General features: G+C 68.5%; 35 protein-coding genes. 1 reads left to right on the top strand and 34 read right to left on the bottom strand.

Translation table 11 applies throughout. The features are described from left to right. Window positions 1-41 precede the first annotated feature (41 nt). Together rpsI and rplM are read right to left on the bottom strand one after the other, a co-directional pair. Complete coding sequence (rpsI, locus tag ACWDNY_RS24380) at window positions 42-554, bottom strand: 30S ribosomal protein S9 (protein WP_030173946.1); 513 nt, start codon at window positions 552-554, stop codon at window positions 42-44. Window positions 555-596: 42 nt separating this feature from the next. Then, window positions 597-1,040, bottom strand: coding sequence for a 50S ribosomal protein L13 (gene rplM, locus ACWDNY_RS24375; RefSeq protein WP_361508311.1), 444 nt, complete (start codon window positions 1,038-1,040; stop codon window positions 597-599). A 440-nt stretch (window positions 1,041-1,480) separates the two neighbouring features. Here rplM and ACWDNY_RS24370 point away from each other — a divergent pair, with 440 nt between their 5' ends. Then, window positions 1,481-2,356, top strand: coding sequence for a hypothetical protein (locus tag ACWDNY_RS24370; RefSeq protein ID WP_451647915.1), 876 nt, complete (start codon window positions 1,481-1,483; stop codon window positions 2,354-2,356). 108 nt (window positions 2,357-2,464) lie between these two features. Here the strand turns inward: ACWDNY_RS24370 and ACWDNY_RS24365 are convergent, their stop codons facing one another. The 32 genes from ACWDNY_RS24365 to rpsJ form a co-directional block, all read right to left on the bottom strand. Then, on the bottom strand, window positions 2,465-3,832 hold the full coding sequence (locus ACWDNY_RS24365; protein WP_451647914.1) for a UDP-glucose dehydrogenase family protein: 1,368 nt from the start codon (window positions 3,830-3,832) through the stop codon (window positions 2,465-2,467). 164 nt (window positions 3,833-3,996) lie between these two features. Next, on the bottom strand, window positions 3,997-4,854 hold the full coding sequence (gene truA / locus ACWDNY_RS24360) for a tRNA pseudouridine(38-40) synthase TruA (RefSeq protein WP_451647913.1): 858 nt from the start codon (window positions 4,852-4,854) through the stop codon (window positions 3,997-3,999). A gap of 74 nt (window positions 4,855-4,928) precedes the next feature. Further along, window positions 4,929-5,435, bottom strand: a complete 507-nt coding sequence (gene rplQ / locus ACWDNY_RS24355) for a 50S ribosomal protein L17 (protein ID WP_451647912.1) — start codon at window positions 5,433-5,435, stop codon at window positions 4,929-4,931. Window positions 5,436-5,633: 198 nt separating this feature from the next. After that, window positions 5,634-6,656: a DNA-directed RNA polymerase subunit alpha gene (locus tag ACWDNY_RS24350; RefSeq protein ID WP_003966937.1), complete on the bottom strand. Its 1,023-nt coding sequence runs from the start codon at window positions 6,654-6,656 to the stop codon at window positions 5,634-5,636. A 143-nt stretch (window positions 6,657-6,799) separates the two neighbouring features. Beyond that, entirely contained in the window at window positions 6,800-7,204 is a 405-nt protein-coding gene (gene rpsK, locus ACWDNY_RS24345; protein WP_003956432.1) for a 30S ribosomal protein S11, read from the bottom strand. A gap of 62 nt (window positions 7,205-7,266) precedes the next feature. Then, window positions 7,267-7,647 (bottom strand): 30S ribosomal protein S13, encoded by a 381-nt coding sequence (gene rpsM, locus ACWDNY_RS24340; RefSeq protein WP_451647911.1) that lies wholly within the window; start codon window positions 7,645-7,647, stop codon window positions 7,267-7,269. Between the two features lie 188 nt (window positions 7,648-7,835). Beyond that, window positions 7,836-7,949 (bottom strand): 50S ribosomal protein L36, encoded by a 114-nt coding sequence (gene rpmJ, locus ACWDNY_RS24335; RefSeq protein WP_003998809.1) that lies wholly within the window; start codon window positions 7,947-7,949, stop codon window positions 7,836-7,838. A 93-nt stretch (window positions 7,950-8,042) separates the two neighbouring features. Then, window positions 8,043-8,264, bottom strand: a complete 222-nt coding sequence (gene infA / locus ACWDNY_RS24330; RefSeq protein WP_003948620.1) for a translation initiation factor IF-1 — start codon at window positions 8,262-8,264, stop codon at window positions 8,043-8,045. 335 nt (window positions 8,265-8,599) lie between these two features. After that, window positions 8,600-9,436 carry a type I methionyl aminopeptidase gene (gene map / locus ACWDNY_RS24325; protein WP_451647910.1) on the bottom strand — a complete coding sequence of 279 codons (837 nt, stop codon included), beginning with the start codon at window positions 9,434-9,436 and terminating at the stop codon, window positions 8,600-8,602. A gap of 290 nt (window positions 9,437-9,726) precedes the next feature. After that, the gene (locus ACWDNY_RS24320) at window positions 9,727-10,389 is read right to left on the bottom strand and encodes an adenylate kinase (protein ID WP_451647909.1); all 663 of its coding nucleotides are present in this window, start codon (window positions 10,387-10,389) and stop codon (window positions 9,727-9,729) included. Then, window positions 10,389-11,702, bottom strand: a complete 1,314-nt coding sequence (gene secY / locus ACWDNY_RS24315; RefSeq protein ID WP_451647908.1) for a preprotein translocase subunit SecY — start codon at window positions 11,700-11,702, stop codon at window positions 10,389-10,391. Before secY ends, ACWDNY_RS24320 begins: the two co-directional genes overlap by 1 nt. A gap of 241 nt (window positions 11,703-11,943) precedes the next feature. Then, the gene (rplO, locus tag ACWDNY_RS24310; protein ID WP_451647907.1) at window positions 11,944-12,399 is read right to left on the bottom strand and encodes a 50S ribosomal protein L15; all 456 of its coding nucleotides are present in this window, start codon (window positions 12,397-12,399) and stop codon (window positions 11,944-11,946) included. Window positions 12,400-12,401: 2 nt separating this feature from the next. Then, a complete protein-coding gene (gene rpmD / locus ACWDNY_RS24305) occupies window positions 12,402-12,584 on the bottom strand; it encodes a 50S ribosomal protein L30 (RefSeq protein ID WP_451647906.1) in 183 nt (60 codons plus the stop codon). 2 nt (window positions 12,585-12,586) lie between these two features. After that, the gene (rpsE, locus tag ACWDNY_RS24300) at window positions 12,587-13,192 is read right to left on the bottom strand and encodes a 30S ribosomal protein S5 (protein ID WP_003992370.1); all 606 of its coding nucleotides are present in this window, start codon (window positions 13,190-13,192) and stop codon (window positions 12,587-12,589) included. Window positions 13,193-13,233: 41 nt separating this feature from the next. Beyond that, window positions 13,234-13,617 (bottom strand): 50S ribosomal protein L18, encoded by a 384-nt coding sequence (rplR, locus tag ACWDNY_RS24295; protein WP_451647905.1) that lies wholly within the window; start codon window positions 13,615-13,617, stop codon window positions 13,234-13,236. Window positions 13,618-13,620: 3 nt separating this feature from the next. Next, window positions 13,621-14,157 carry a 50S ribosomal protein L6 gene (gene rplF, locus ACWDNY_RS24290; RefSeq protein ID WP_451647904.1) on the bottom strand — a complete coding sequence of 179 codons (537 nt, stop codon included), beginning with the start codon at window positions 14,155-14,157 and terminating at the stop codon, window positions 13,621-13,623. A 24-nt stretch (window positions 14,158-14,181) separates the two neighbouring features. Beyond that, window positions 14,182-14,580, bottom strand: coding sequence for a 30S ribosomal protein S8 (gene rpsH, locus ACWDNY_RS24285; protein ID WP_276110731.1), 399 nt, complete (start codon window positions 14,578-14,580; stop codon window positions 14,182-14,184). Between the two features lie 211 nt (window positions 14,581-14,791). After that, complete coding sequence (locus ACWDNY_RS24280; protein ID WP_361508495.1) at window positions 14,792-14,977, bottom strand: type Z 30S ribosomal protein S14; 186 nt, start codon at window positions 14,975-14,977, stop codon at window positions 14,792-14,794. Between the two features lie 5 nt (window positions 14,978-14,982). Then, the gene (gene rplE, locus ACWDNY_RS24275) at window positions 14,983-15,540 is read right to left on the bottom strand and encodes a 50S ribosomal protein L5 (protein WP_451647903.1); all 558 of its coding nucleotides are present in this window, start codon (window positions 15,538-15,540) and stop codon (window positions 14,983-14,985) included. Continuing rightward, entirely contained in the window at window positions 15,540-15,863 is a 324-nt protein-coding gene (rplX, locus tag ACWDNY_RS24270; protein WP_361508348.1) for a 50S ribosomal protein L24, read from the bottom strand. The genes rplE and rplX overlap by 1 nt, the downstream gene beginning before the upstream one ends. Before the next feature lie 2 nt (window positions 15,864-15,865). Continuing rightward, window positions 15,866-16,234 (bottom strand): 50S ribosomal protein L14, encoded by a 369-nt coding sequence (rplN, locus tag ACWDNY_RS24265; protein WP_003956455.1) that lies wholly within the window; start codon window positions 16,232-16,234, stop codon window positions 15,866-15,868. A 126-nt stretch (window positions 16,235-16,360) separates the two neighbouring features. After that, the gene (rpsQ, locus tag ACWDNY_RS24260) at window positions 16,361-16,645 is read right to left on the bottom strand and encodes a 30S ribosomal protein S17 (protein WP_039656223.1); all 285 of its coding nucleotides are present in this window, start codon (window positions 16,643-16,645) and stop codon (window positions 16,361-16,363) included. Then, window positions 16,642-16,866 carry a 50S ribosomal protein L29 gene (gene rpmC, locus ACWDNY_RS24255; RefSeq protein WP_018564811.1) on the bottom strand — a complete coding sequence of 75 codons (225 nt, stop codon included), beginning with the start codon at window positions 16,864-16,866 and terminating at the stop codon, window positions 16,642-16,644. Before rpmC ends, rpsQ begins: the two co-directional genes overlap by 4 nt. Continuing rightward, entirely contained in the window at window positions 16,866-17,285 is a 420-nt protein-coding gene (gene rplP / locus ACWDNY_RS24250; RefSeq protein WP_361285559.1) for a 50S ribosomal protein L16, read from the bottom strand. Before rplP ends, rpmC begins: the two co-directional genes overlap by 1 nt. A 5-nt stretch (window positions 17,286-17,290) precedes the next feature. Further along, entirely contained in the window at window positions 17,291-18,121 is an 831-nt protein-coding gene (rpsC, locus tag ACWDNY_RS24245) for a 30S ribosomal protein S3 (RefSeq protein ID WP_361508353.1), read from the bottom strand. Next, window positions 18,121-18,468 carry a 50S ribosomal protein L22 gene (gene rplV, locus ACWDNY_RS24240; protein ID WP_361653683.1) on the bottom strand — a complete coding sequence of 116 codons (348 nt, stop codon included), beginning with the start codon at window positions 18,466-18,468 and terminating at the stop codon, window positions 18,121-18,123. Before rplV ends, rpsC begins: the two co-directional genes overlap by 1 nt. 40 nt (window positions 18,469-18,508) lie before the next feature. Beyond that, window positions 18,509-18,790 (bottom strand): 30S ribosomal protein S19, encoded by a 282-nt coding sequence (gene rpsS / locus ACWDNY_RS24235; RefSeq protein WP_451647902.1) that lies wholly within the window; start codon window positions 18,788-18,790, stop codon window positions 18,509-18,511. A 12-nt stretch (window positions 18,791-18,802) separates the two neighbouring features. Next, complete coding sequence (rplB, locus tag ACWDNY_RS24230) at window positions 18,803-19,639, bottom strand: 50S ribosomal protein L2 (RefSeq protein ID WP_361508358.1); 837 nt, start codon at window positions 19,637-19,639, stop codon at window positions 18,803-18,805. A gap of 51 nt (window positions 19,640-19,690) precedes the next feature. Continuing rightward, window positions 19,691-20,110: a 50S ribosomal protein L23 gene (rplW, locus tag ACWDNY_RS24225; protein WP_361508360.1), complete on the bottom strand. Its 420-nt coding sequence runs from the start codon at window positions 20,108-20,110 to the stop codon at window positions 19,691-19,693. Next, complete coding sequence (rplD, locus tag ACWDNY_RS24220) at window positions 20,110-20,766, bottom strand: 50S ribosomal protein L4 (RefSeq protein ID WP_451647901.1); 657 nt, start codon at window positions 20,764-20,766, stop codon at window positions 20,110-20,112. The genes rplW and rplD overlap by 1 nt, the downstream gene beginning before the upstream one ends. A gap of 8 nt (window positions 20,767-20,774) precedes the next feature. After that, on the bottom strand, window positions 20,775-21,419 hold the full coding sequence (gene rplC / locus ACWDNY_RS24215) for a 50S ribosomal protein L3 (RefSeq protein WP_451647900.1): 645 nt from the start codon (window positions 21,417-21,419) through the stop codon (window positions 20,775-20,777). Between the two features lie 18 nt (window positions 21,420-21,437). Continuing rightward, window positions 21,438-21,746, bottom strand: coding sequence for a 30S ribosomal protein S10 (gene rpsJ, locus ACWDNY_RS24210; protein WP_003948644.1), 309 nt, complete (start codon window positions 21,744-21,746; stop codon window positions 21,438-21,440). Window positions 21,747-22,440: the final 694 nt, after the last annotated feature.

Here is a 22,440-nt window from a genome sequence, read left to right as displayed (position 1 = left end):
CGGGGCGTTCGGAGTAGGCCCTGTCCGCGGGCAGCGCGAGATCAGCGCTTGCTGTACTGCGGGGCCTTGCGAGCCTTCTTCAGACCGGCCTTCTTGCGCTCGACCGCGCGGTCGTCGCGGCGCAGGAAGCCGGCCTTCTTCAGCGGGCCGCGGTTGTTGTCGACGTCGGCCTCGTTCAGCGCGCGGGCGACACCGAGACGGAGCGCACCGGCCTGACCGGAGACACCGCCACCGGCGATGCGGGCGATGACGTCGTAACGGCCCTCGAGCTCCAGCACCTTGAAGGGCTCGTTGACTTCCTGCTGGTGCACCTTGTTCGGGAAGTAGTCCTCAAGGGTGCGACCGTTGATCTTCCACTTGCCGGAGCCCGGGACGATCCGGACGCGGGCGATGGCGTTCTTGCGGCGGCCCAGGCCGGCGGCCGGCTGCGGCTCGCCGAAACGGGAGGCCAGGGACTCCGAGGTGTACTCGCCCTCGACGGGGACCTCGGACTCGGTGGTGTAGCTGTCGATGTCAAGCTCTTCGAGCGGCTGCTCGGCAGTGGTCTCGGCCACGATTCTCCTCAGATTCTCTTCAGTCTTAGGGGGTGGCCGGACTTACTGCGCGACCTGGGTGATCTCGAACGGCACCGGCTGCTGGGCGCCGTGCGGGTGCTGGTCACCCTTGTAGACCTTCAGCTTCGAGAGCATCTGACGGCCCAGGGAGTTCTTCGGGAGCATGCCCTTGACGGCCTTCTCGATGGCCTTCTCGGGATTGTTGGCCAGCAGGTCGTCGTAGCGGACGGACCGCAGACCACCCGGGTAGCCGGAGTGGCGGTACGCCAGCTTCTGGGTCCGCTTGTTGCCGGAGAGGTGCACCTTTTCGGCGTTGATGATGATGACGAAGTCACCAGCGTCGACGTGGGGCGCGTAGATCGGCTTGTGCTTGCCCCGCAGAAGGGTGGCAGCGGTGGACGCCAGGCGACCCAGGACGACGTCCTGAGCGTCGATGACGTGCCACTGGCGCGTGATGTCGCCGGGCTTGGGGCTGTACGTACGCACGGTTCGTAGCCTTCGCTTCTTCAGTGAATGGTCCTGACAAGGTCACCGAAGACGATCACGACAGCCTAGACCGCACGGCGGCGACGCATACCGCGTACGTGGGGTCGCTGGTCATCGGCCCGGTGGCCGGTGTAAGGGCCCGTCCCGTGAGAATGAGCAAGCCAATACACAACGAACATGCAGGATACCCGCGGCGCCTCATCCGGGTCAAAACGGTGGCGCAGGCGCTGGTCGAGCGTGTTCCGCACCCAGTGTACGGGTCCTGCCCCGGGCGCCGCCGCACCTGCGGCCGCCGGTCCGCCCACGGACCCGTCCGCGCGGTACGAAGCGGTGGCCGTCGGCGCCCGCCGGCACCGGTGGCCACCGCTTTGTACCGTCCTGCCCCCGGGAGGCCCCTCGGGCGCGCCGCCACCCCCCGACGCCCGTCTAAGATGCGCCCCATGAGTTATGGGCAGGGGGGCGGCTCGCAGTCCCAGTGGGATCCCTGGAAACCGAATTCCCAGCAGCCGTGGGACGGCGGCGCCGACCGGACTCCGGACTGGGCCGCGCTCGCCGAGGCCTCGGAGACACGCAACAAGCGGCGCAGGCTGCTGTTCATCGGCGGGGGCGCGCTGGCCACCGTCGCGATCGGGGCGGCCGTCGCCATGGCCGTGGTGTCGGCGAACGGCGACAACCGCGCCGCGGACCCCTCGCGGCTGCCCGCCACGGCGGCCCTGCCGAGCGACTCGTCCGCGGCCCCGTCCTTCGACCCCACCAGCGCCCCGCCGCCGCTGGACCCGAAGGACTTCATCTCCAGCGCCGCCAAGGACACCGCGCCGCTCGGCCCGGAGACGCTGTTCCCGGGCACACAGCTGACCATGGGCTCGACCGTGTACAAGAAGGGCCCGACGGACGACACCAAGAGCTGCGCCACGGCCGCCCAGGGCACGCTCCCCCAGGCCCTCGCCGCAGGCGGCTGCACCCGCCTGATACGGGTCACCTACGTCAAGGACGGCATCGCGGTCACCGTGGGTGTCGCCGTCTTCGACTCCGAGGCACAGGCGGTCAAGGCCAAGAGCCAGGCGGACAAGAAGAGCATCGTCAGGCCGCTGGCCGGCAAGGGCGTCAAGAGCTTCTGCACCGGCGCCGTCTGCCGCTCCACGACGAACGCCTACGGCCGTTACGCGTACTTCACCCTCACCGGCTTCACCAGCGGCAAGGACGTCACGACCAAGGACACCGCCGCGTTCCGCACCGGTGACGACCTCGCCGAGTTCACCTTCCAGCAGATCCGCCGGCGCGGTGAGGCCCAGGCGTCGGCCGCGGCCGCCGGGTAGCCACCTCGGGGCGCCTCGCCGCAGCCGCCCGGTAGCCACGCCGGGGCGCCTCACCGGGTCCGCCCGGTGGGCGCCTCACCGGGTCCGCCTGCCGGCACCGCTGCCGGCTCACGCCCGCCGTGCGCGGCTCACTCCGGGGAAGCCACCACCCCTGTCACCAGGGGCTCCCGAGCCGTCTCCCTCCCGCCCCGGTGCCGGCCTGCCCAGGGACCGGAACCGCCAGCCCGCCCCGCTCCAGCGGTCCGCGTCGAGCACCCCCCGGCCGTCCACGATCCGCGGACACGTCACCAGCGACGCCGCCCACTCGGGATCGATGTCCCGGAACTCGGGCCACTCGGTCAGGTGCAGCACCAGATCCGCCCCACGCAGCGCATCCCCGGCCGACACGGCGTAGCCGAGCAGCGGGAACGCCTTGCGGGCGTTGTCCAGGGCCTCGGGGTCGTAGACCGTGACGTCGGCCCCGTCCAGGCCGAGGCGGGCGGCCACGTTCAGCGCGGGGGAGTCGCGGACGTCGTCCGAGTCCGGCTTGAAGGCCGCCCCCAGCACCGCCACCCGGGCGCCCAGGACCCGGCCCCGGCACAGCTCCCGGGCCAGTTCGACCACCCGGTCCCGGCGCCGCATGTTGATCGCGTCGACCTCGCGCAGGAAGCCCAGGTCGACGCCCAGCTCGGCGGCCCGGTGCGCGAAGGCGCGGATGTCCTTCGGCAGGCAGCCGCCGCCGAAGCCGACCCCGGCGCGCAGGAACTTCCCGCCGATCCGGTCGTCGTACCCGAGCGCCTCGGACAGCTTCCCCACGTCGCCGCCCGCCGCCTCGCAGACCTCCGCCATCGCGTTGATGAAGGAGATCTTCGTGGCGAGGAAGGCGTTGGCGGCCGTCTTGACCAGCTCGGCGGTCGGGAAGCCGGCCACGACCAGGGGGGTGCCCTCCTCCAGCACCCCGCCGTACACACCGCGCAGCAGCCGCTCCGCACGCGGCGTCCGCACCCCGAACACCAGCCGGTCCGGGCGCAGCGTGTCCTCGACCGCGAAGCCCTCCCGCAGGAACTCGGGGTTCCAGGCGACCTCCACGGCGGTGGCGTCGGCGAGGCGCGCCGCCGTCCCCACGGGCACGGTCGACTTCCCGACCAGCAGGGCCCCCTTGCGCGCGTGCCGAGCGATCCCCGCGAACGCCTCCTCCAGGTGTGTCAGGTCGGCGGCGTCACCGTCCGGGCGCTGCGGGGTGCCCACGCACACGAAGTGCACCTGCCCGAAGGCGCCGGCCTCCTCGTAGGAAGTGGTGAAGCGGAGCCGTCCGCTCGCCGTGTGCCGGGCGATCAGCGCGGTCAGGCCCGGCTCGTGGAACGGCGCCCGGCCCGCGCCCAGCGCGGCGACCTTGCCCGCGTCGACGTCGAGCCCGAGGACCTCGTGTCCGAGTTCCGCCATGCAGGCGGCGTGCGTGGCACCGAGGTAGCCGGTGCCGATGACGGTGAGCCGCATGGCGTACGCCCTCCTCGCCGGAGCCGGTCGGGACGGCGTGCCCCCGCCGGCCCGGGCACGGCGCACGGCGTCGACAAGCCGCTCCGCCGAGTTCCCGCCGGCGCCGGAACCGTACCGTCACCGGCGGTGACCTCCGACGGTGGGCGGCCCTGCGGGCGGCTCGCTCAGCAGCAGCCGGCCACCGGCAGCGAGCGCTTGTTGCGCGCCTCCCGGTTCCGCGCCGCCAGCAGCTCGTCGGCGGGGTAGCCGACCTCCTCCAGCGTCAGCCCGTGCGGCCGCACGACGTGCACGGCGGAGTCCCGTACCCCCGCGGCCAGCACCTTTCCCGGCCAGTCGGGCGTGCGGTGTCCGTCCCCGACGAAGAGCAGCGCCCCGATCAGCGAGCGGACCATGTTGTGGCAGAAGGCGTCGGCCCGGACGGTGGCGGTGATCACTCCGTCCGCGCCGCGCACCAGGCTCAGCTCCTGGAGCGTGCGGATGGTCGTGGCGCCCTCCCGCTTCTTGCAGTACGCGGCGAAGTCGTGCTCGCCCAGCAGCAGCCGGGCGGCCTCGTTCATGGCGTCGACGTCGAGGGGCCAGTCGTGCCACAGGACGTGGCCGCGCAGCAGTGGGTCGACGCCGCCCGGGTGGTCGGTGACGCGGTAGGCGTAGCGGCGCCAGATCGCCGAGAACCGGGCGTTGAAGCCGGGCGGGGCCTCGGTGAGCGACCAGATCCGCACGTCCTTGGGCAGCCGTCCGGCGAGCCGCTTGAGCAGCTTGTCCCGGTGGCCGGCCCACAGCTCCTCCGGCAGGTCGACGTGCGCCACCTGCCCGCGCGCGTGCACCCCGGCGTCGGTCCGCCCGGCGACGGTCAGCTCGTAGGTGGTGTCCCCGGACCGCGTGACCGTGCGCAGCGCGTCCTCGATCTCGGCCTGCACGGTCCGCTTCCCGCCGGCCTGCTTGGCCCAGCCGTGGAAGCCGGTGCCGTCGTAGGACAGGTCGAGGCGGACACGGACGTGGCCGGGCTGTACTTCGTCACTCACACGGGAATCCTCTCAGGTACGCGACAGCGGGCCCGCCCCGAGGGACGGACCCGCTGTCGACGTCAGGCAGAGCCTCAGGCGTCCTTCGACTCCTCGGCCGGAGCCTCGGTGGCCTCGGCCTGAGCCTCGTCCGCCTTGGTCTCCTGGGCCTTGGTGGCCTCGGACTCCTTGACCGCGCGCTTGGTGGCGGCCTCGGCCTCACCCACGGCGTTCTGCTGCACCGTCAGCGCCTCGACCAGCTCGATGACAGCCATGGGCGCGTTGTCGCCACGGCGGTTGCCGACCTTGGTGATGCGGGTGTAGCCACCCGGACGGTTCTCGTACCGCGGGCCGATCTCGGTGAAGAGCGTGTGGACGACGCCCTTGTCCGTGATGACCTGGAGCACCTGGCGGCGGTTGTGAAGGTCGCCCCTCTTCGCCTTGGTGATCAGACGCTCGGCGTACGGGCGCAGGCGGCGGGCCTTCGCCTCGGTGGTGGTGATACGGCCGTGCTCGAACAGCGACTTCGCGAGGTTCGCGAGGAGCAGCTTCTCGTGCGCGGCGCTGCCGCCCAGACGGGCACCCTTGGTGGGCTTCGGCATGTTCTTTCTCCTGTGTGTCTGCCCCGGCCGTGTCAGGTACCGGGGTCAGTATCCGAGCGGGCGGACGCCCGTCGGAGATCCAGGCCCCCGAAGGGGCCTGGAAGGGGGTGCGGGGCGGTGCCGACGTGCGACTCCGCCGCGTGGGCGCGACCAGCCGCAACCGGCCCGCAGACGCAGTACGGCCTCCCCGCGAACCGCCTAGTACTGCTCGGTCTCGACGAACCCGGCGTCCGCGTCGTCGTCCGCGCCGAAGGCGTCGGCGGCGGCGGTCGGGTCGAATCCGGGCGGGCTGTCCTTCAGGGCCAGGCCCATGCCGGCCAGCTTCGCCTTGACCTCGTCGATGGACTTCGCACCAAAGTTGCGGATGTCCAGCAGGTCGGCCTCGGAGCGGGCGACCAGCTCACCCACGGAGTGGATGCCCTCGCGCTTGAGGCAGTTGTAGGAGCGGACCGTGAGCTCCAGCTCCTCGATCGGCAGGGCCAGGTCGGCGGCCAGGGCGGCGTCCGTCGGGGACGGACCCATGTCGATGCCCTCGGCGTCGATGTTCAGCTCGCGGGCGAGACCGAACAGCTCGACCAGGGTCTTGCCGGCCGACGCCATGGCGTCACGCGGGCGCATGGCCTGCTTCGTCTCGACGTCGACGATCAGCTTGTCGAAGTCGGTCCGCTGCTCGACACGCGTGGCCTCGACCTTGTACGTGACCTTGAGAACCGGCGAGTAGATCGAGTCGACCGGGATCCGGCCGATCTCCTGGCCCACCTGCTTGTTCTGGACTGCGGAGACGTAGCCGCGACCGCGCTCCACGGTCAGCTCCATCTCCAGCTTGCCCTTGCCGTTCAGCGTGGCGAGGACGAGGTCGGGGTTGTGCACCTCGACACCGGCCGGGGGCGCGATGTCGGCGGCGGTGACCAGACCCGGGCCCTGCTTGCGCAGGTACATCACGACCGGCTCGTCGTGCTCCGAGGAGACGACCAGCTGCTTGATGTTGAGGATCAGGTCGGTGACGTCCTCCTTGACGCCCGGCACGGTGGTGAACTCGTGCAGGACGCCGTCGATGCGGATGCTCGTGACGGCGGCACCGGGGATCGACGACAGGAGGGTACGGCGGAGGGAGTTGCCGAGGGTGTAGCCGAAGCCCGGCTCCAGCGGCTCGATCACGAACCGGGAGCGGAACTCGTCGACGACCTCTTCGGTCAACGAGGGACGCTGAGCGATCAGCATGTGTGGATCAGATCCTTCAGTCGTGGGCGCCCGCTATATGACGCCCGACCAGTCCGCACCGGAAGGGTGCGGGTGATGCAAGGGTACGGGCGGCACGGCCCCCGCAGGAGACGTACCGCCCGACAATCCCGAGTCGTGACGCGTCAGACGCGGCGGCGCTTCGGCGGACGGCAGCCGTTGTGCGGGGTCGGCGTGACGTCCTGGATGGAGCCGACCTCGAGGCCGGTCGCCTGCAGGGAGCGGATCGCGGTCTCACGACCGGAACCCGGGCCCTTGACGAAGACGTCGACCTTGCGCATGCCGTGCTCCTGGGCACGGCGGGCGGCCGACTCGGCGGCCATCTGCGCGGCGAACGGCGTGGACTTCCGGGAGCCCTTGAAGCCGACGTGGCCGGCGGAGGCCCAGGAGATCACATTGCCGGACGGGTCCGTGATCGACACGATGGTGTTGTTGAACGTGCTCTTGATGTGCGCGTGGCCGTGAGCGACGTTCTTCTTTTCCTTGCGGCGCACCTTCTTGGCGGCGCCCTGACGACCCTTGGGGGGCATCTCTTAACTCCTACGGGAGGTGGTCGGTCCTACAGCGAAGACCGTGGACAGTCCGCTGCGGACTACTTCTTGCCGGGCTTCTTCTTGCCGGCGATGGCGCGACGCGGGCCCTTGCGGGTGCGGGCGTTGGTGCTGGTGCGCTGACCGCGGACGGGCAGACCGCGGCGGTGACGGAGACCCTGGTAGGTACCGATCTCGACCTTGCGGCGGATGTCGGCCTGGATCTCGCGACGGAGGTCACCCTCGGTCTTGAAGTTGTTGTCGACGTACTCGCGGATCGCGACGAGCTGCTCCTCGGAGAGGTCGCGGACGCGGGTGTTCGGGTCGACGCCGGTCGCAGCCAGCGTCTCCTTCGAAAGGGTCCGGCCGATGCCGAACACGTAGGTGAGGGCGATCTCCACGCGCTTTTCGCGCGGGATGTCAACACCGGAAACGCGTGCCATTCAATGGCTCCAGTTGGTTGTCGGAGGTCTTCCACAGGGCCGGCTCCCAGCCGCCGTATCAGGTACGAACTGGGTCCCCGGCCTCCGAACCGGGGGTGTCGAGCCGGATGAGGCTCGGGCCCTGCGTATGAACATATTCAGCTCGCGTCGCGCGAAGTCCTGCGAATTGCAGAGGGAGCGGTCGTGCGTCAGCCCTGGCGCTGCTTGTGGCGCGGGTTCTCGCAGATGACCATGACCCGGCCGTGACGGCGGATCACCCTGCACTTGTCGCAGATCTTCTTGACGCTCGGCTTGACCTTCATGGGATGTGAGGTTCTCCGGGTCAGTGCCACCATCCCGCCGAAGCGGGATGCGCACCCTGCGCTCGCGGGACGAACGCCGGATGCGGGCAAGATCTACTTGTAGCGGTAGACGATCCGGCCACGCGTCAGGTCGTACGGAGACAGCTCCACCACGACCCGGTCGTCAGGGAGGATGCGGATGTAGTGCATGCGCATCTTGCCGCTGATGTGTGCCAGGACCTGGTGGCCGTTCTGGAGCTCGACCTTGAACATGGCGTTCGGAAGAGACTCGACGACAGTGCCCTCGATCTCGATGGCACCTTGCTTCTTGGCCACGCTTCGCCCTTCGAATCGACTACCTTGATCGACTCAGTACGAGCGCATGCAGGCATGCGGGTGCACAAGAGCCGACGAGTCAGTCTACGTCAGCGCACCCGGAAAAACGAATCCGGGAAGTCTGCCCCGTGCCGCAGATCATTATGCGGATGGGACCGCCCCCGTCCCGACGCCGCACCCGGCGACCCCGGCACCCGGGCGCGCCGGCCGGTCCGGCGCCTCGGGCGCACGAGCAGGTCCGGAACCTCGGGGCGGCCGGCCCGCCTCCTCGGCGCGGCGGAAGCCCGCGCGCCGCGCGCCGGCCCGCAGCCGGCGTCACCGCCGCCGGTCGTGCCTCAGGCCAGCGGGTCGGGGGCCGTCGTGACGCCGTACTGGGCGAGCCTGGCACGGCCGCCGTCGGGCGCGGTGAGCACCAGCGGGCCCTGCTCGGTCAGGGCGACGGAGTGCTCCCAGTGCGAGGACCAGGTGCCGTCCGTGGTGATGACCGTCCAGTCGTCCTCGAGGACCCGCGTCTTCGGCGTGCCCAGGGAGACCATGGGCTCGATGGCCAGGCAGAGGCCGGGCACCAGCTTCGGGCCCTTGCCCCGCCGCCGGTCGACGTAGTTCAGCAGGTGCGGGTCCATGTGCATCTCGGTGCCGATGCCGTGGCCGCCGTAGTCCTCGATGATCCCGTACCGGCCGCCGCCCGGCTTGGGCTGACGGCGGATGTAGGTCTCGATGGCGCGGGAGATGTCGACCAGCCGGTTGCCCTGCTTCATCGCCGCGATGCCGGCCCACATCGACTCCTCGGTCACCCGGGAGAGCTCGATCAGTTCGGGCGCGTGACCGGATCCGACGAAGGCGGTGTAGGCGGCGTCGCCGTGCCAGCCGTCGACGATCGCGCCGCAGTCGACGGAGATGACGTCCCCGTCCTTGAGGACAACGTCCTCCGACGGGATGCCGTGGACGACCACCTCGTTCACGGAGGTGCAGATCGTCGCGGGGAAGCCCCCGTAACCGAGGAAGTTCGGCGTCGCGTTGTGCTCCGCGAGCACCTTGCGCGCCACCTCGTCCAGGTCCTTCGTCGTCGCCCCGGGCACGGCCGCCTCGCGCGTCGCCGCGTGGATGGCGGCGACGACCAGCCCCGCCGCACGCATCTTGGCGATCTGCTCGGGGCTCTTGATCTGCACCATGGGAGCGGGGACCTTTCTGAAGCGGAAGAGACGGGCCGACGTGTTCAACGATACGTGCACCGGAACCTGCTGATCTGGGAACCGTCACAGCCCGGCCGACCACGGGCGACCCGGCCGCGGTCGGCCCGGGGGGCCGCCGTGCCACGGGGCCGGCAGGCGCGGCGGGCCCCTGCTCCGGGGAATCCGCGGGAGCTGGGGGCACCTCTCGCGCGGCGCCGGGCCGCGCTCCCCGCCCCACAGCACAGCCGCGGCCCCTTCAGAAGGAACCGCGGCTGCGACCGGCGGAAGAGCTACGCGGCGGCACCCTTGCGCTTCAACGCCTCCAGCGCCCGCCGCGTGACCTCGTCCACCGCGCCCATCGCCGGGATCGTCACCACAAGACCCTGCCCCTTGTAGTAGTCGATGATCGGCTCGGTCTGCGTGTGGTAGACCTCCAGCCGCCTCCGCACGGTGTCCTCGGAGTCGTCGTCGCGCTGGTACAGCTCACCGCTGCACACGTCGCACACGCCCTCCCGCTCGGGCCGGCTGTACTCGACATGGGAGACGTGGCTGGAGTCCTTGCGGCAGACCCGCCGGCCGGCGATCCGCTTGACGACCTCCTCCTCGGGGACCTCCAGGTCCAGCACCGCGTCCAGCGCGATGCCCTCGTCGCGCAGCAGCTCGTCCAGCGCCTCGGCCTGCGAGACGTTGCGCGGGAAACCGTCCAGCAGGAAGCCGTCCTTGGCGTCGGGCTGCTCCATGCGGTCCTTGGCCATGGCGATGGTCACCTCGTCGGGCACCAGGTTGCCGGCGTCCATGTAGGACTTCGCGAGCTTGCCCAGCTCCGTCTGCCGGCTGATGTTCGCCCGGAACAGGTCGCCCGTGGAGATGTGGGGGATACGGAGCTTCTCGGCGAGGCGCGTGGCCTGCGTTCCCTTACCGGCACCCGGCGGCCCGACGAGGACGATTCGCATCAGCGGAGGAACCCTTCGTAATTGCGCTGCTGGAGCTGGCTCTCGATCTGCTTCACCGTCTCAAGGCCCACACCCACGATGATCAGGATGCTGGTGCCGCCGAAGGGGAAGTTCTGGCTCGCGCCGAACCCGACCAACGCCATTGTTGGCACGAGAGCGATCAAACCCAGGTACAGCGAACCCGGCCAGGTGATCCGGTTGAGTACGTAGGACAGGTACTCAGCGGTCGGTCGGCCAGCCCGGATGCCCGGGATGAAGCCACCATACTTCTTCATGTTGTCGGCGACTTCCTCGGGGTTGAAGGAGATCGCCACGTAGAAGAACGCGAAGAAAACGATCAGCAGGAAGTACAGGGTGATGTAGATCGGGTGGTCGCCCTTGGTCAGGTTCTGCTGCACCCAGGTCTTCCAGCCCGAGTCCCCGCCGGAGAACTGGGCGATCAGCGCCGGGATGTAGAGCAGGGACGACGCGAAGATGACCGGGATCACACCGGCCTGGTTGACCTTCAGCGGAATGTACGTGGACGTACCGCCGTAGGAGCGCCGGCCGATCATGCGCTTGGCGTACTGCACCGGGATCCGGCGCTGGGCCTGCTCGACGAAGACGACCAGGCCGACCATGACCAGGCCGACGAGGATGACGGTGCCGAACTCGATCCAGCCGCCGGCGAGGGTGCCCTGCTTCTTGATGGCCCACAGAGCGGACGGGAACGTCGCGGCGATCGAGATGAACATCAGGATCGACATGCCGTTGCCGATGCCCCGGTCGGTGACCAGCTCACCGAGCCACATGACGACGGCCGTACCGGCGGTCATGCAGATGACCATCGTGATGGTGGTGAAGATCGCGCGGTTCGGCACGATGCTGCCGGCGACGGTGCAGCCGGAGAACAGGGCGCCGCTGCGGGCGGTGGCCACCAGCCCCGTGCCCTGCAGGATGGCGAGCGCCACCGTCAGGTAACGGGTGTACTGGGTGATCTTCGCGGTGCCGGCCTGGCCCTCCTTCTTGAGGGCCTCCAGACGCGGGATCACCACGGTCAGCAGCTGCAGAATGATGCTCGCCGTGATATACGGCATGATGCCCAGCGCGAAGACCGTGATCTGCAGCAGCGCACCGCCGCTGAACATGTTGACCAGGCCGAAGAGGCCCTGGTTGCCGGAGGCCTCCGTCACGCACTGCTGGACGGCCTTGTAGTTGACACCCGGGATCGGGATGTGGGTACCGACCCGGTACACCACGATGATGCCGAGCGTGAAGAGCAGCTTCTTGCGCAGGTCGGGCGTCCTGAACGCCCGGGCGAACGCGGTGAGCACGGTGCCTCCTGCGACCCCCGCGCAATGCGTCAAGGGTGACGGTCTTGAGGTCCAACAGAACAACAACTTTTACAACGGTTCACTGCCGCCGGGAGTGCCCGTGATGCGGCGCCCGGCGGAAGAGGACAGTGCAGGCCACCATACCGGCGACACTGCCCCCCTTGGAACGACCAACCGGGGATACCCCATTTATGGGTATCCCCGGTCGGGATCGTTCAGGTCATCGAGACGTCCGGAAAGGTCAGACGAGCTCGGTGACGCTACCGCCGGCGGCGGTGATCTTCTCCTTGGCGGAGGCGGAGACGGCGTCCACCGTCACCTGCAGCGCCACGGAGACCTCGCCCTGGCCGAGGACCTTGACGAGGCTGTTCTTGCGAACGGCACCCTTGGCCACCAGGTCCTCGACCGTGACCTCGCCACCCTCGGGGTAGAGCGCGGCGAGCTTGTCGAGGTTCACGACCTGGTACTCGGTCTTGAACGGGTTCTTGAAGCCCTTCAGCTTCGGGAGACGCATGTGGAGCGGCATCTGGCCACCCTCGAAGCTCTCCGGAACCTGGTAACGGGCCTTCGTGCCCTTCGTACCACGACCGGCCGTCTTACCCTTCGACGCCTCACCACGACCGACACGGGTCTTGGCGGTCTTGGCGCCGGGGGCGGGACGGAGGTTGTGGATCTTGAGCGGGTTCTGCTCCGCCATGATCAGTCGACCTCCTCGACCGTCACGAGGTGGCGGACGGTGTGCACCATGCCGCGGAACTCGGGGCGGTCCTCCTTGACGACCACGTCGCCCAGGCGCTTGAGGCCCAGGGAACGCAGGGTGTCACGGTGGTTCTGCTTGCTGCCGATGTAGGACTTGACCTGCGTGATCTTGAGCTGCGTCATGATTACGCACCCGCCCCGGCACGCGCACGCAGGAGGGCCGCGGGGGCGACGTCCTCGAGGGGCAGACCGCGGCGGGCCGCGATCTCCTCGGGACGCTGCAGGCCCTTCAGGGCCGCCACGGTCGCGTGCACGATGTTGATCGCGTTGTCGGAGCCGAGCGACTTCGACAGCACGTCGTGGATACCGGCGCACTCGAGCACGGCACGCACCGGGCCACCGGCGATCACACCGGTACCGGGCGACGCGGGCTTGAGCAGCACGACGCCGGCAGCCTTCTCACCCTGGATCGGGTGCGGGATGGTGCCCTGGATCCGGGGGACCTTGAAGAAGTGCTTCTTGGCCTCCTCGACACCCTTGGCGATGGCGGCCGGCACCTCCTTGGCCTTGCCGTATCCGACACCCACGGTGCCGTCACCGTCGCCCACCACGACCAGCGCGGTGAAGCTGAAGCGACGACCACCCTTCACAACCTTGGCGACGCGGTTGATCGCGACGACGCGCTCAACGTACGCGGTCTTCTCGGCGGCAGCTGCGCCGCCGTCACGGCCCTTCCGGTCCCGCCGCTCGCCGCCACCGGCACCGCCACCGCGGCGCTGGGGTCCAGCCATTGGAATTACCTCTCTCTGTCTCCGCTAGCTACGGAACCGACTCAGAACTTGAGTCCGGCTTCGCGGGCGGCGTCCGCCAGGGCGGCGATGCGCCCGGCGTACTGGTTACCACCACGGTCGAACACGACGGCCTCGACACCGGCGGCCTTGGCACGCTCGGCGACCAGGGCGCCGACCTGCTTGGCCAGCGCGGACTTGTCGCCCTCGCCACCGCGGATCGACGTGTCCAGAGTGGACGCCGACGCCACGGTGTGGCCCTTGAGGTCGTCGATCACCTGCGCCACGATGTGGCGGTTGGTGCGGGTCACGACAAGACGGGGACGCTCCGCCGTACCGGAGATCCGCTTGCGGATCCGGAGGTGACGGCGCTTGATCGCGGCGCGCTTGTAGGCGTCGCCCTTGAGGATCTTCTGTCCGTATGCCATGGCTTACTTACCCGCCTTTCCGACCTTGCGGCGGATGACTTCGCCCTCGTACTTGACGCCCTTGGCCTTGTACGGGTCGGGCTTGCGCAGCTTGCGGATGTTGGCCGCAACCTCGCCGACCTTCTGCTTGTCGATGCCCTCGACCGAGAAACGGGTCGGGGTCTCCACCTTGAAGGAGATGCCCTCGGGCGCCTCGACGATGATCGGGTGGCTGTAGCCGAGCGCGAACTCGAGGCTCGAACCCTTGGCCGTCACGCGGTAACCGACACCGCTGATCTCGAGCCTCTTCACGTAACCCTGGGTCACGCCGGTGATCATGTTCGCCACCAGCGTGCGGGACAGGCCGTGGAGAGCCTTGTTCTGACGCTCGTCGTTGGGGCGGGTCACCCGCAGGGTGCCGTCCTCCTTGACGATCTCGATCGGCGCCACGACGGTGTGGGTCAGTTCGCCCTTGGGGCCCTTGACCGCGACCGTACGGCCGTCGATGGTGACGTCCACGCCGGCGGGAACCGCGATGGGGAGCTTGCCGATGCGCGACATAGCTGTTTCCTCCGTTCCCTTCCGTTACCAGACGTAGGCGAGGACTTCCCCACCCACGCCCTTCTTGCCGGCCTGCTTGTCGGTGAGGAGCCCGTGCGACGTGGAGATGATCGCCACGCCGAGGCCGCCGAGCACCTTCGGCAGGTTGGTGGACTTCGCGTACACCCGGAGACCGGGCTTGGAGATCCGCTTGATGCCCGCGATGGAGCGCTCACGGTTGGGGCCGAACTTCAGCTCCAGGACGAGGTTCTTGCCCACCTGGGCGTCCTCGACCTTCCAGCCCGTGATGAAGCCCTCCTGCTGGAGGATCTCCGCGATGTGCGACTTGATCTTCGAGTGCGGCATCGCCACGGTGTCGTGGTATGCCGAGTTCGCGTTCCGCAGACGCGTAAGCATGTCTGCGATCGGATCAGTCATGGTCATGAATTGGCCTTCGGCCTCTCTCGCCGGGGTTTCCTGGTGCGCCATCCCTCTCCCCGATCCGAGACGGGACGGGTGCGGCGCGGTGGACCTACGGCGTAGTAAGTCGTACGGCACGGCAGGTGCCCAACCCCACAAGCCTAAGGCATGCGGGCCGGGCTCCCTGCCGTCCCAGTTGCTTACCGAGAGACTCTTGGATCCCGAACTGCGGGGATTACCAGGAGCTCTTGGTCACGCCCGGCAGCTCGCCACGGTGAGCCATCTCACGAAGGCACACGCGGCACAGGCCGAACTTTCGGAAAACGGAGTGCGGGCGGCCGCAGCGCTGGCAGCGGGTGTACGCGCGCACACCGAACTTGGGCTTGCGAGCAGCCTTGGCAATCAGAGCCTTCTTCGCCATCTCGCTCACGCCTCCTTGAACGGGAAGCCGAGGTGACGAAGGAGCGCGCGGCCCTCTGCGTCGTTGGTCGCCGTGGTGACCACGGTGATGTCCATACCCCGGACGCGGTCGATCTTGTCCTGGTCGATCTCGTGGAACATGACCTGCTCCGTGAGACCGAAGGTGTAGTTGCCACGGCCGTCGAACTGCTTGGGGGACAGGCCGCGGAAGTCGCGGATGCGCGGCAGCGCGAGCGACAGGGTGCGGTCCAGGAACTCCCACATGCGGTCGCCACGGAGCGTGACGTGGGCACCGATCGGCTGGCCCTCGCGCAGCTTGAACTGCGCGATGGACTTGCGAGCCTTGGTGACCGCCGGCTTCTGGCCGGTGATCGTGGTGAGGTCGCGGATGGCGCCCTCGATCAGCTTGGAGTCGCGGGCGGCCTCGCCCACACCCATGTTGACCACGATCTTGACGAGACCCGGAATCTGCATGACGTTCTCGTACTTGAACTCGTCACGCATCTTCGGGGCGATCTCGTCCCGGTACTTCTGCTTCAGACGCGGAGTGGTGGTGGTAGCCATCAGATGTCCTCACCCGTCCGCTTGGCAACGCGGATCTTGTTGCCCTCGTCGTCGAAGCGGTAACCGACGCGGGTCACGACCTTCTGGCCGTCCTTCTCCACGACGAGCTGAACGTTGCTCACGTGGATCGGGGCCTCGGTGGTCACGATCCCGCCGGCCTGCGAACCGCCTGCGGTCGGACCGGCCTTGGTGTGCTTCTTGACCCGGTTGACACCCTCGACCAGGACGCGGTCCTCGCGGGGGAAGGCCGCGATGACCTTGCCCTGCTTGCCCTTGTCCTTGCCGGTGATGACCTGAACCAGGTCGCCCTTCTTGATCTTCATGCTCACAGCACCTCCGGCGCGAGGGAGATGATCTTCATGAACTTCTTCTCGCGCAGCTCACGGCCCACCGGGCCGAAGATACGGGTGCCGCGAGGGTCGCCGTCGTTCTTCAGAATGACGGCGGCGTTCTCGTCGAAGCGGATGTACGAGCCGTCCTGACGGCGGCGCTCCTTGACGGTGCGAACGATGACCGCCTTGACGACGTCACCCTTCTTCACGTTGCCACCGGGGATCGCGTCCTTGACGGTGGCGACGATGACGTCACCGATACCCGCGTAGCGGCGACCGGAGCCACCGAGCACACGGATGCAAAGGATTTCCTTCGCACCAGTGTTGTCGGCGACACGCAGTCGCGACTCCTGCTGGATCACGTCTATCTCCTGATCGTCTGCCGGTTCCCCGGGGGCCGCCTCTCAGCGGCCCCCGGAGCCTGGCGGAACTGACCTGCGGGGTCTGCCCCACAGGCGTATCTGGTGGTATTCGCTTGCGCGAACTACCTACTTGGCCTTCTCGAGGATCTCGACGACGCGCCAGCGCTTGGTCGCGGACAGCGGCCGGGTCTCCATGAGGAGGACGCGGTCGCCGACACCCGCGGCGTTCTGCTCGTCGTGTGCCTTGAGCTTGTTGGTACGGCGGATGACCTTGCCGTACAGCGCGTGCTTGACGCGGTCCTCGACGGCGACGACGACGGTCTTGTCCATCTTGTCGCTGACGACCAGACCCTCGCGGGTCTTGCGGAAGCCGCGCGCTTCCTTGTTCTCAGTCACGTTGCTCTCGCTCATGCGTTCTCCACCGTTTCGATGCCCAGCTCACGCTCGCGCATCAGGGTGTAGATCCGCGCGATGTCCTTGCGGACCGCCTTCAGACGGCCGTGGTTCTCGAGCTGACCCGTCGCCGCCTGGAAGCGGAGGTTGAACAGCTCTTCCTTGGCCTCGCGGAGCTTACCCAGAAGCTCCTCGTTGCCCAGCTCGCGCAGCTCGGACGCCTTGGTACCGGCCGACATCACGCTTCACCTGCCTCGCGCTTGACGATCCGGCACTTCATCGGCAGCTTGTGGGCCGCACGAAGGAGCGCCTCACGGGCGATCTTCTCGTTGGGGTACGAAAGCTCGAACATCACGCGTCCGGGCTTGACGTTGGCGACCCACCACTCCGGCGAACCCTTACCGGAACCCATGCGGGTCTCGGCCGGCTTCTTGGTCAGCGGGCGGTCCGGGTAGATGTTGATCCAGACCTTGCCGCCACGCTTGATGTGACGGGTCATGGCGATACGAGCCGCCTCGATCTGGCGGTTCGTGACGTAGGCCGGGGTCAGCGCCTGGATGCCGTACTCGCCGAACGCAACCTGCGTCCCACCCTTGGACATACCGCTGCGCTTCGGGTGGTGCTGCTTGCGGTGCTTGACCCTACGGGGGATCAGCATTTCGGTCAGGCCTCCGTTCCGGTGCTCTCAGCCGGAGCGGCAGCGGCCGGCGCCTCGGCCTTGGGGGCCTCGGCGGCGGGAGCCGACTGCTGCTGCGGCTTGCGACCGCGCCGCTCGCCACCGCGGCCACCACGGGCCGGGCGGTCGGCGCCACCGCGGGCCGGGCGGTTACCCGCACGGGCGGCAGCGTTCTCGGCGCGGACCTCGGCGATGTTCTTGACGTCGCCCTTGTAGATCCAGACCTTCACGCCGATGCGGCCGAAGGTCGTCTTGGCCTCGAAGAAGCCGTAGTCCACGTTCGCACGGAGCGTGTGCAGGGGCACGCGGCCCTCGCGGTAGAACTCCGAGCGGGACATCTCGGCGCCGCCGAGACGGCCACCGCACTGGATCTTGATGCCCTTGGCGCCGGCCTTCATCGCCGACTGCATGCTCTTGCGCATGGCACGGCGGAAGGAGACGCGGGAGGACAGCTGCTCGGCGACGGCCTGGGCCACGAGCTGAGCGTCGGTCTCGGGGTTCTTGACCTCGAGGATGTTCAGCTGGACCTGCTTGCCGGTGAGCTTCTCCAGGTCACCGCGGATACGGTCGGCCTCGGCGCCGCGGCGGCCGATGACGATGCCCGGACGCGCGGTGTGGATGTCGACGCGGACGCGGTCACGGGTGCGCTCGATCTCCACCTTGGAGATGCCCGCGCGCTCCATGCCGGACGTCATCATCCGACGGATGGCGACGTCTTCCTTGACGTAGTCCTTGTAGAGCTTGTCGGCGTACCACCGCGACTTGAAGTCGGTGGTGATACCGAGCCGGAACCCGTGCGGGTTTACCTTCTGGCCCATTACCGGGTTCCTTCCTTGCTGCTGACGACCACGGTGATGTGGCTGGTCCGCTTGCGGATCCGGTAGGCACGGCCCTGGGCACGCGGACGGAACCGCTTCAGGGTCGGGCCCTCGTCGACGTAGGCCTCGGAGACGTAGAGGCTGTCGACATCGGTGTGGTCGTAGTTGTGCGCGGCGTTGGCGATGGCGCTGTCCAGCACCTTGCCGACCGGCACGCTCGCGGCCTGCGGGGCGAAACGCAGGACCGCCTGAGCCTCCGTGGCGGCCATGCCACGGATGAGGTCCACCACGCGGCGGGCCTTCATGGGCGTGACGCGGATGTACCGCGCCTGGGCCCTGGCTTCCATGGTTGTCCCTTCAGTGTCTGTCATGGTCATTCACCCCGCGTTAGCGGCGCTTCGACTTCCGGTCGTCCTTGACGTGACCCCGGAAGGTGCGCGTCGGCGAGAACTCGCCGAGCTTGTGGCCGACCATCGACTCGGTGACAAACACCGGGATGTGGGTCTTGCCGTTGTGCACCGCGATCGTGTGGCCCAGCATCGCCGGGACGATCATCGAGCGGCGGGACCAGGTCTTGATGACGTTCTTGGTGCCGGTTTCGTTCTGCGAGTCCACCTTCTTGATGAGGTGGTCGTCGACGAAAGGCCCCTTCTTCAAGCTACGAGGCATCTCAACCCGTCCTTAGCGCTTCTTGTTCGTCTTGCGGCGGCGGACGATGTACTTGTTGCTCGCCTTCTTGGGAGAACGAGTACGACCCTCCTTCTGACCCCAGGGGCTGACCGGGTGGCGACCACCCGAGGTCTTGCCCTCACCACCACCGTGGGGGTGGTCAACCGGGTTCATCGCCACACCGCGAACGGTCGGGCGGACGCCCAGCCAGCGCTTGCGGCCGGCCTTGCCCCAGTTGATGTTGCTCTGCTCGGCGTTGCCGACCTCGCCGACGGTGGCGCGGCAGCGCACGTCGACCAGGCGGATCTCGCCGGAGGGCATGCGGAGGTGGGCCATCGAGCCCTCCTTCGCGAGCAGCTGCACGGAGGCACCGGCGGAGCGGGCGAACTTGGCGCCGCCACCCGGACGGAGCTCGATCGCGTGCAGCGTCGTACCCACCGGGATGTTGCGGAGCGCCAGGTTGTTGCCCGGCTTGATGTCGGCCCCGGGACCGTTCTCGACGCGGTCGCCCTGCTGCAGGTTGCGCGGCGCGAGGATGTAGCGCTTCTCGCCGTCGGCGTAGTGCAGCAGCGCGATGCGCGCGGTGCGGTTGGGGTCGTACTCGATGTGCGCGACCTTCGCCGGCACGCCGTCCTTGTCGTGACGACGGAAGTCGATCACGCGGTAGGCGCGCTTGTGTCCGCCACCCTGGTGGCGCACGGTCACACGACCGGAATTGTTACGGCCGCCCTTGCTGTGCAGGGGACGGACCAGCGACTTCTCCGGCGTGGACCGCGTGACCTCGACGAAGTCGGCGACGCTGGCGCCACGACGGCCAGGAGTCGTCGGCTTGTACTTGCGGATACCCATTGTCTCTCAGTCCTCGGAAAGTTCCGATTATCTGGACGTTCCGGACCGCCGTCAGGCGGTCGGACCGCCGAAGATGTCGATACGGTCGCCCTCTGCGAGGGTCACGATCGCGCGCTTGGTGGCGGCGCGCTGGCCGAAACCGGTGCGGGTCCGCTTGCGCTTGCCCTGGCGGTTGATCGTGTTGACCCCGGTGACCTTGACCTCGAAGACCGCCTGGACGGCCTGCTTGATCTGGGTCTTGTTGGCGTTCGTGTCCACGATGAACGTGTACTTGTTCTCGTCGAGGAGCGCGTAGCTCTTCTCCGACACGACCGGCTTGATCAGGACGTCACGGGGGTCCGTGTACGACTTGCTCAGCGGGGTCTCGACGGTGTTCTTGCCCTCGGTGGCGTGGCGGCGCGCCTTGGCTACGCGCGCGGCCTTGGCGGCCTTGGCGGCCTTCGAGGCGATGGAGGGGTGACGCGTAGCCATCAGGCCTCGCTCCCTTCGGTGTCGTTGGCCGTGTTCGGGCCGGCGACGAAGGACTCGAAAGCGGCCTTGGTGAAGACCACGTCGTCCGAGACGAGAACGTCGTACGTGTTCAGCTGGCCCGGCTCCAGGATGTGGACCTGGGGCAGGTTGCGGGCGGACAGCCACGCGGCCTCGTCCGAGCGCTCGACGACGAGCAGCAGGTTCTTGCGCTCGCTGATCTTGCCGAACAGGCTCTTGGCGGCCTTGGTGGAGATGTCGCCCTCGACCACGCCGGAGACGACGTGGATGCGGTTGTGGCGGGCCCGGTCGGTGAGGGCGTGGCGCAGGGCCGCGGCCTTCATCTTCTTCGGGGTCCGCTGCGAGTAGTCGCGCGGCACGGGACCGTGCACGACGCCACCACCGGCGAACTGCGGCGCGCGGGTCGAACCCTGACGGGCGCGACCGGTGCCCTTCTGGCGGTACGGCTTCTTGCCACCGCCGCGGACCTCGCCACGGGTCTTGGTCTTGTGCGTGCCCTGACGGGCCGCGGCCAGCTGCGCGACGACGACCTGGTGGATCAGCGGGATGCTGACCTTCTCAACGCCGAAGATCTCCGCGGGGAGCTCGACGGAACCGGCCTTGTCGCCCGCCGGCGAAAGGATGTCAACAGTGCTCATCGGTTACCTCAGGCCCCCTTGGCCGCGGTGCGGACCAGGACGAGGCCGCCGTTCGGACCGGGAACCGCGCCCTTGATGAGCAGCAGACCCTTCTCCGCGTCAACGGCGTGGACGGTCAGGTTCTGGGTGGTGACCCGCTCGTTGCCCATGCGACCCGCCATGCGGAGGCCCTTGAACACACGGCCCGGGGTGGCGCAGCCACCGATGGAACCGGGCGAGCGGTGCTTGCGCTGGGTGCCGTGACCGGCGCCGAGGCCACCGAAGTTGTGACGCTTCATGACACCGGCGAAGCCCTTGCCCTTGCTCTTGCCGGTGACGTCGACCTTCACGCCGGCCTCGAACACCTCAGCGGTGACTTCCTGGCCGAGGGTGTACTCGCCGGCGTCCGCGGTGCGGATCTCGACGAGGTGACGGCGGGGGGTGACGTCGGCCTTGGCGAAGTGGCCCTTGAGGGGCTTGTTCACCTTGCGCGGGTCGATCTCGCCGAAGGCGATCTGGACGGACTCGTAGCCGTCGACGTCGTTCGTACGGACCTGGGTGACGACGTTGGGTCCGGCCTTGACGACGGTGACCGGGACGACACGGTTGTTCTCGTCCCAGACCTGCGTCATGCCGAGCTTCTCGCCCAGGATGCCCTTGATCTGCTTAGTCATCTCTCAGATCACCGCGCCTCAGAGCTTGATCTCGATGTCGACACCGGCCGGGAGGTCGAGTCGCATCAGAGAGTCAACGGTCTTGGGGGTGGGATCGAGGATGTCGATCAGGCGCTTGTGCGTGCGCATCTCGAAGTGCTCGCGCGAGTCCTTGTACTTGTGCGGCGACTTGATGACGCAGTACACGTTCTTCTCAGTGGGCAGCGGCACCGGGCCCGCGACCGACGCACCAGTGCGGGTCACCGTCTCGACGATCTTCTTCGCCGAGGAGTCGATGACCTCGTGGTCGTAGGCCTTGAGCCGGATGCGGATCTTCTGTCCCGCCATGGCTACTTCGTAGTCCTGTCTCTCTATACGCTCTGGAACCCGGTGATCTCTGCGTTTCTCCGACCCACGCGGTCGGGCGTGTCGCCCTCCCGCTGACACGGATCTCCCTTGACGGAACATCCCTGCGGGATTGCACACGGCCCTACCGGAACCGCGGCCGGAGGTGCAGCGTCCGACGTGCTGACGCGCGACCCACCGGGTGCCTGGCCGGCGCCGCGCCCACGCTTCCCGGAAGATTCCCGTACGTCCGCCCCAGCGCTGCCGTGGGGCAGTTGGGGCGACGAGTACTGTGGGACTCGCTTCCGGTCCTCCCGGCGGGAGACGCGCAGCATCAACGCTCGACCGAGCAACTCGGACAGTCTGCCACACGCGCCGGGGCGCTGGCCAATCGAGCCGATGACACTACCCCGAGAGTGACGTAGGTCAAACCGGCGCGCGCCTGTGCCCCGCCGGGGCGCCGCGCGGACATCCCCCAGGGAGGAGCGCCGGCACCCCCAGGGGGAGAGCGCACCGGCCGGCCGGAGGCCCGCCGTCCCGACACGACGCCCCTGGACCTTGCCCTCCCGCGGCCACGCGACGGACCCTGATCCTTCCTCATCTCCGGGTCCTCCGCCCACCCGCGACCGCGCCCAAGCGGGGCACACCCGGACCGGAACACACACAGAGTAAGCCCAGGGGCCGCCACCCCGCGGCG

The organism is Streptomyces sp. NPDC003697 (genome assembly GCF_053587115.1).
Note: the sequence above shows the minus strand (reverse complement) of the source record. Positions and strands in the feature narration are given on the sequence as shown.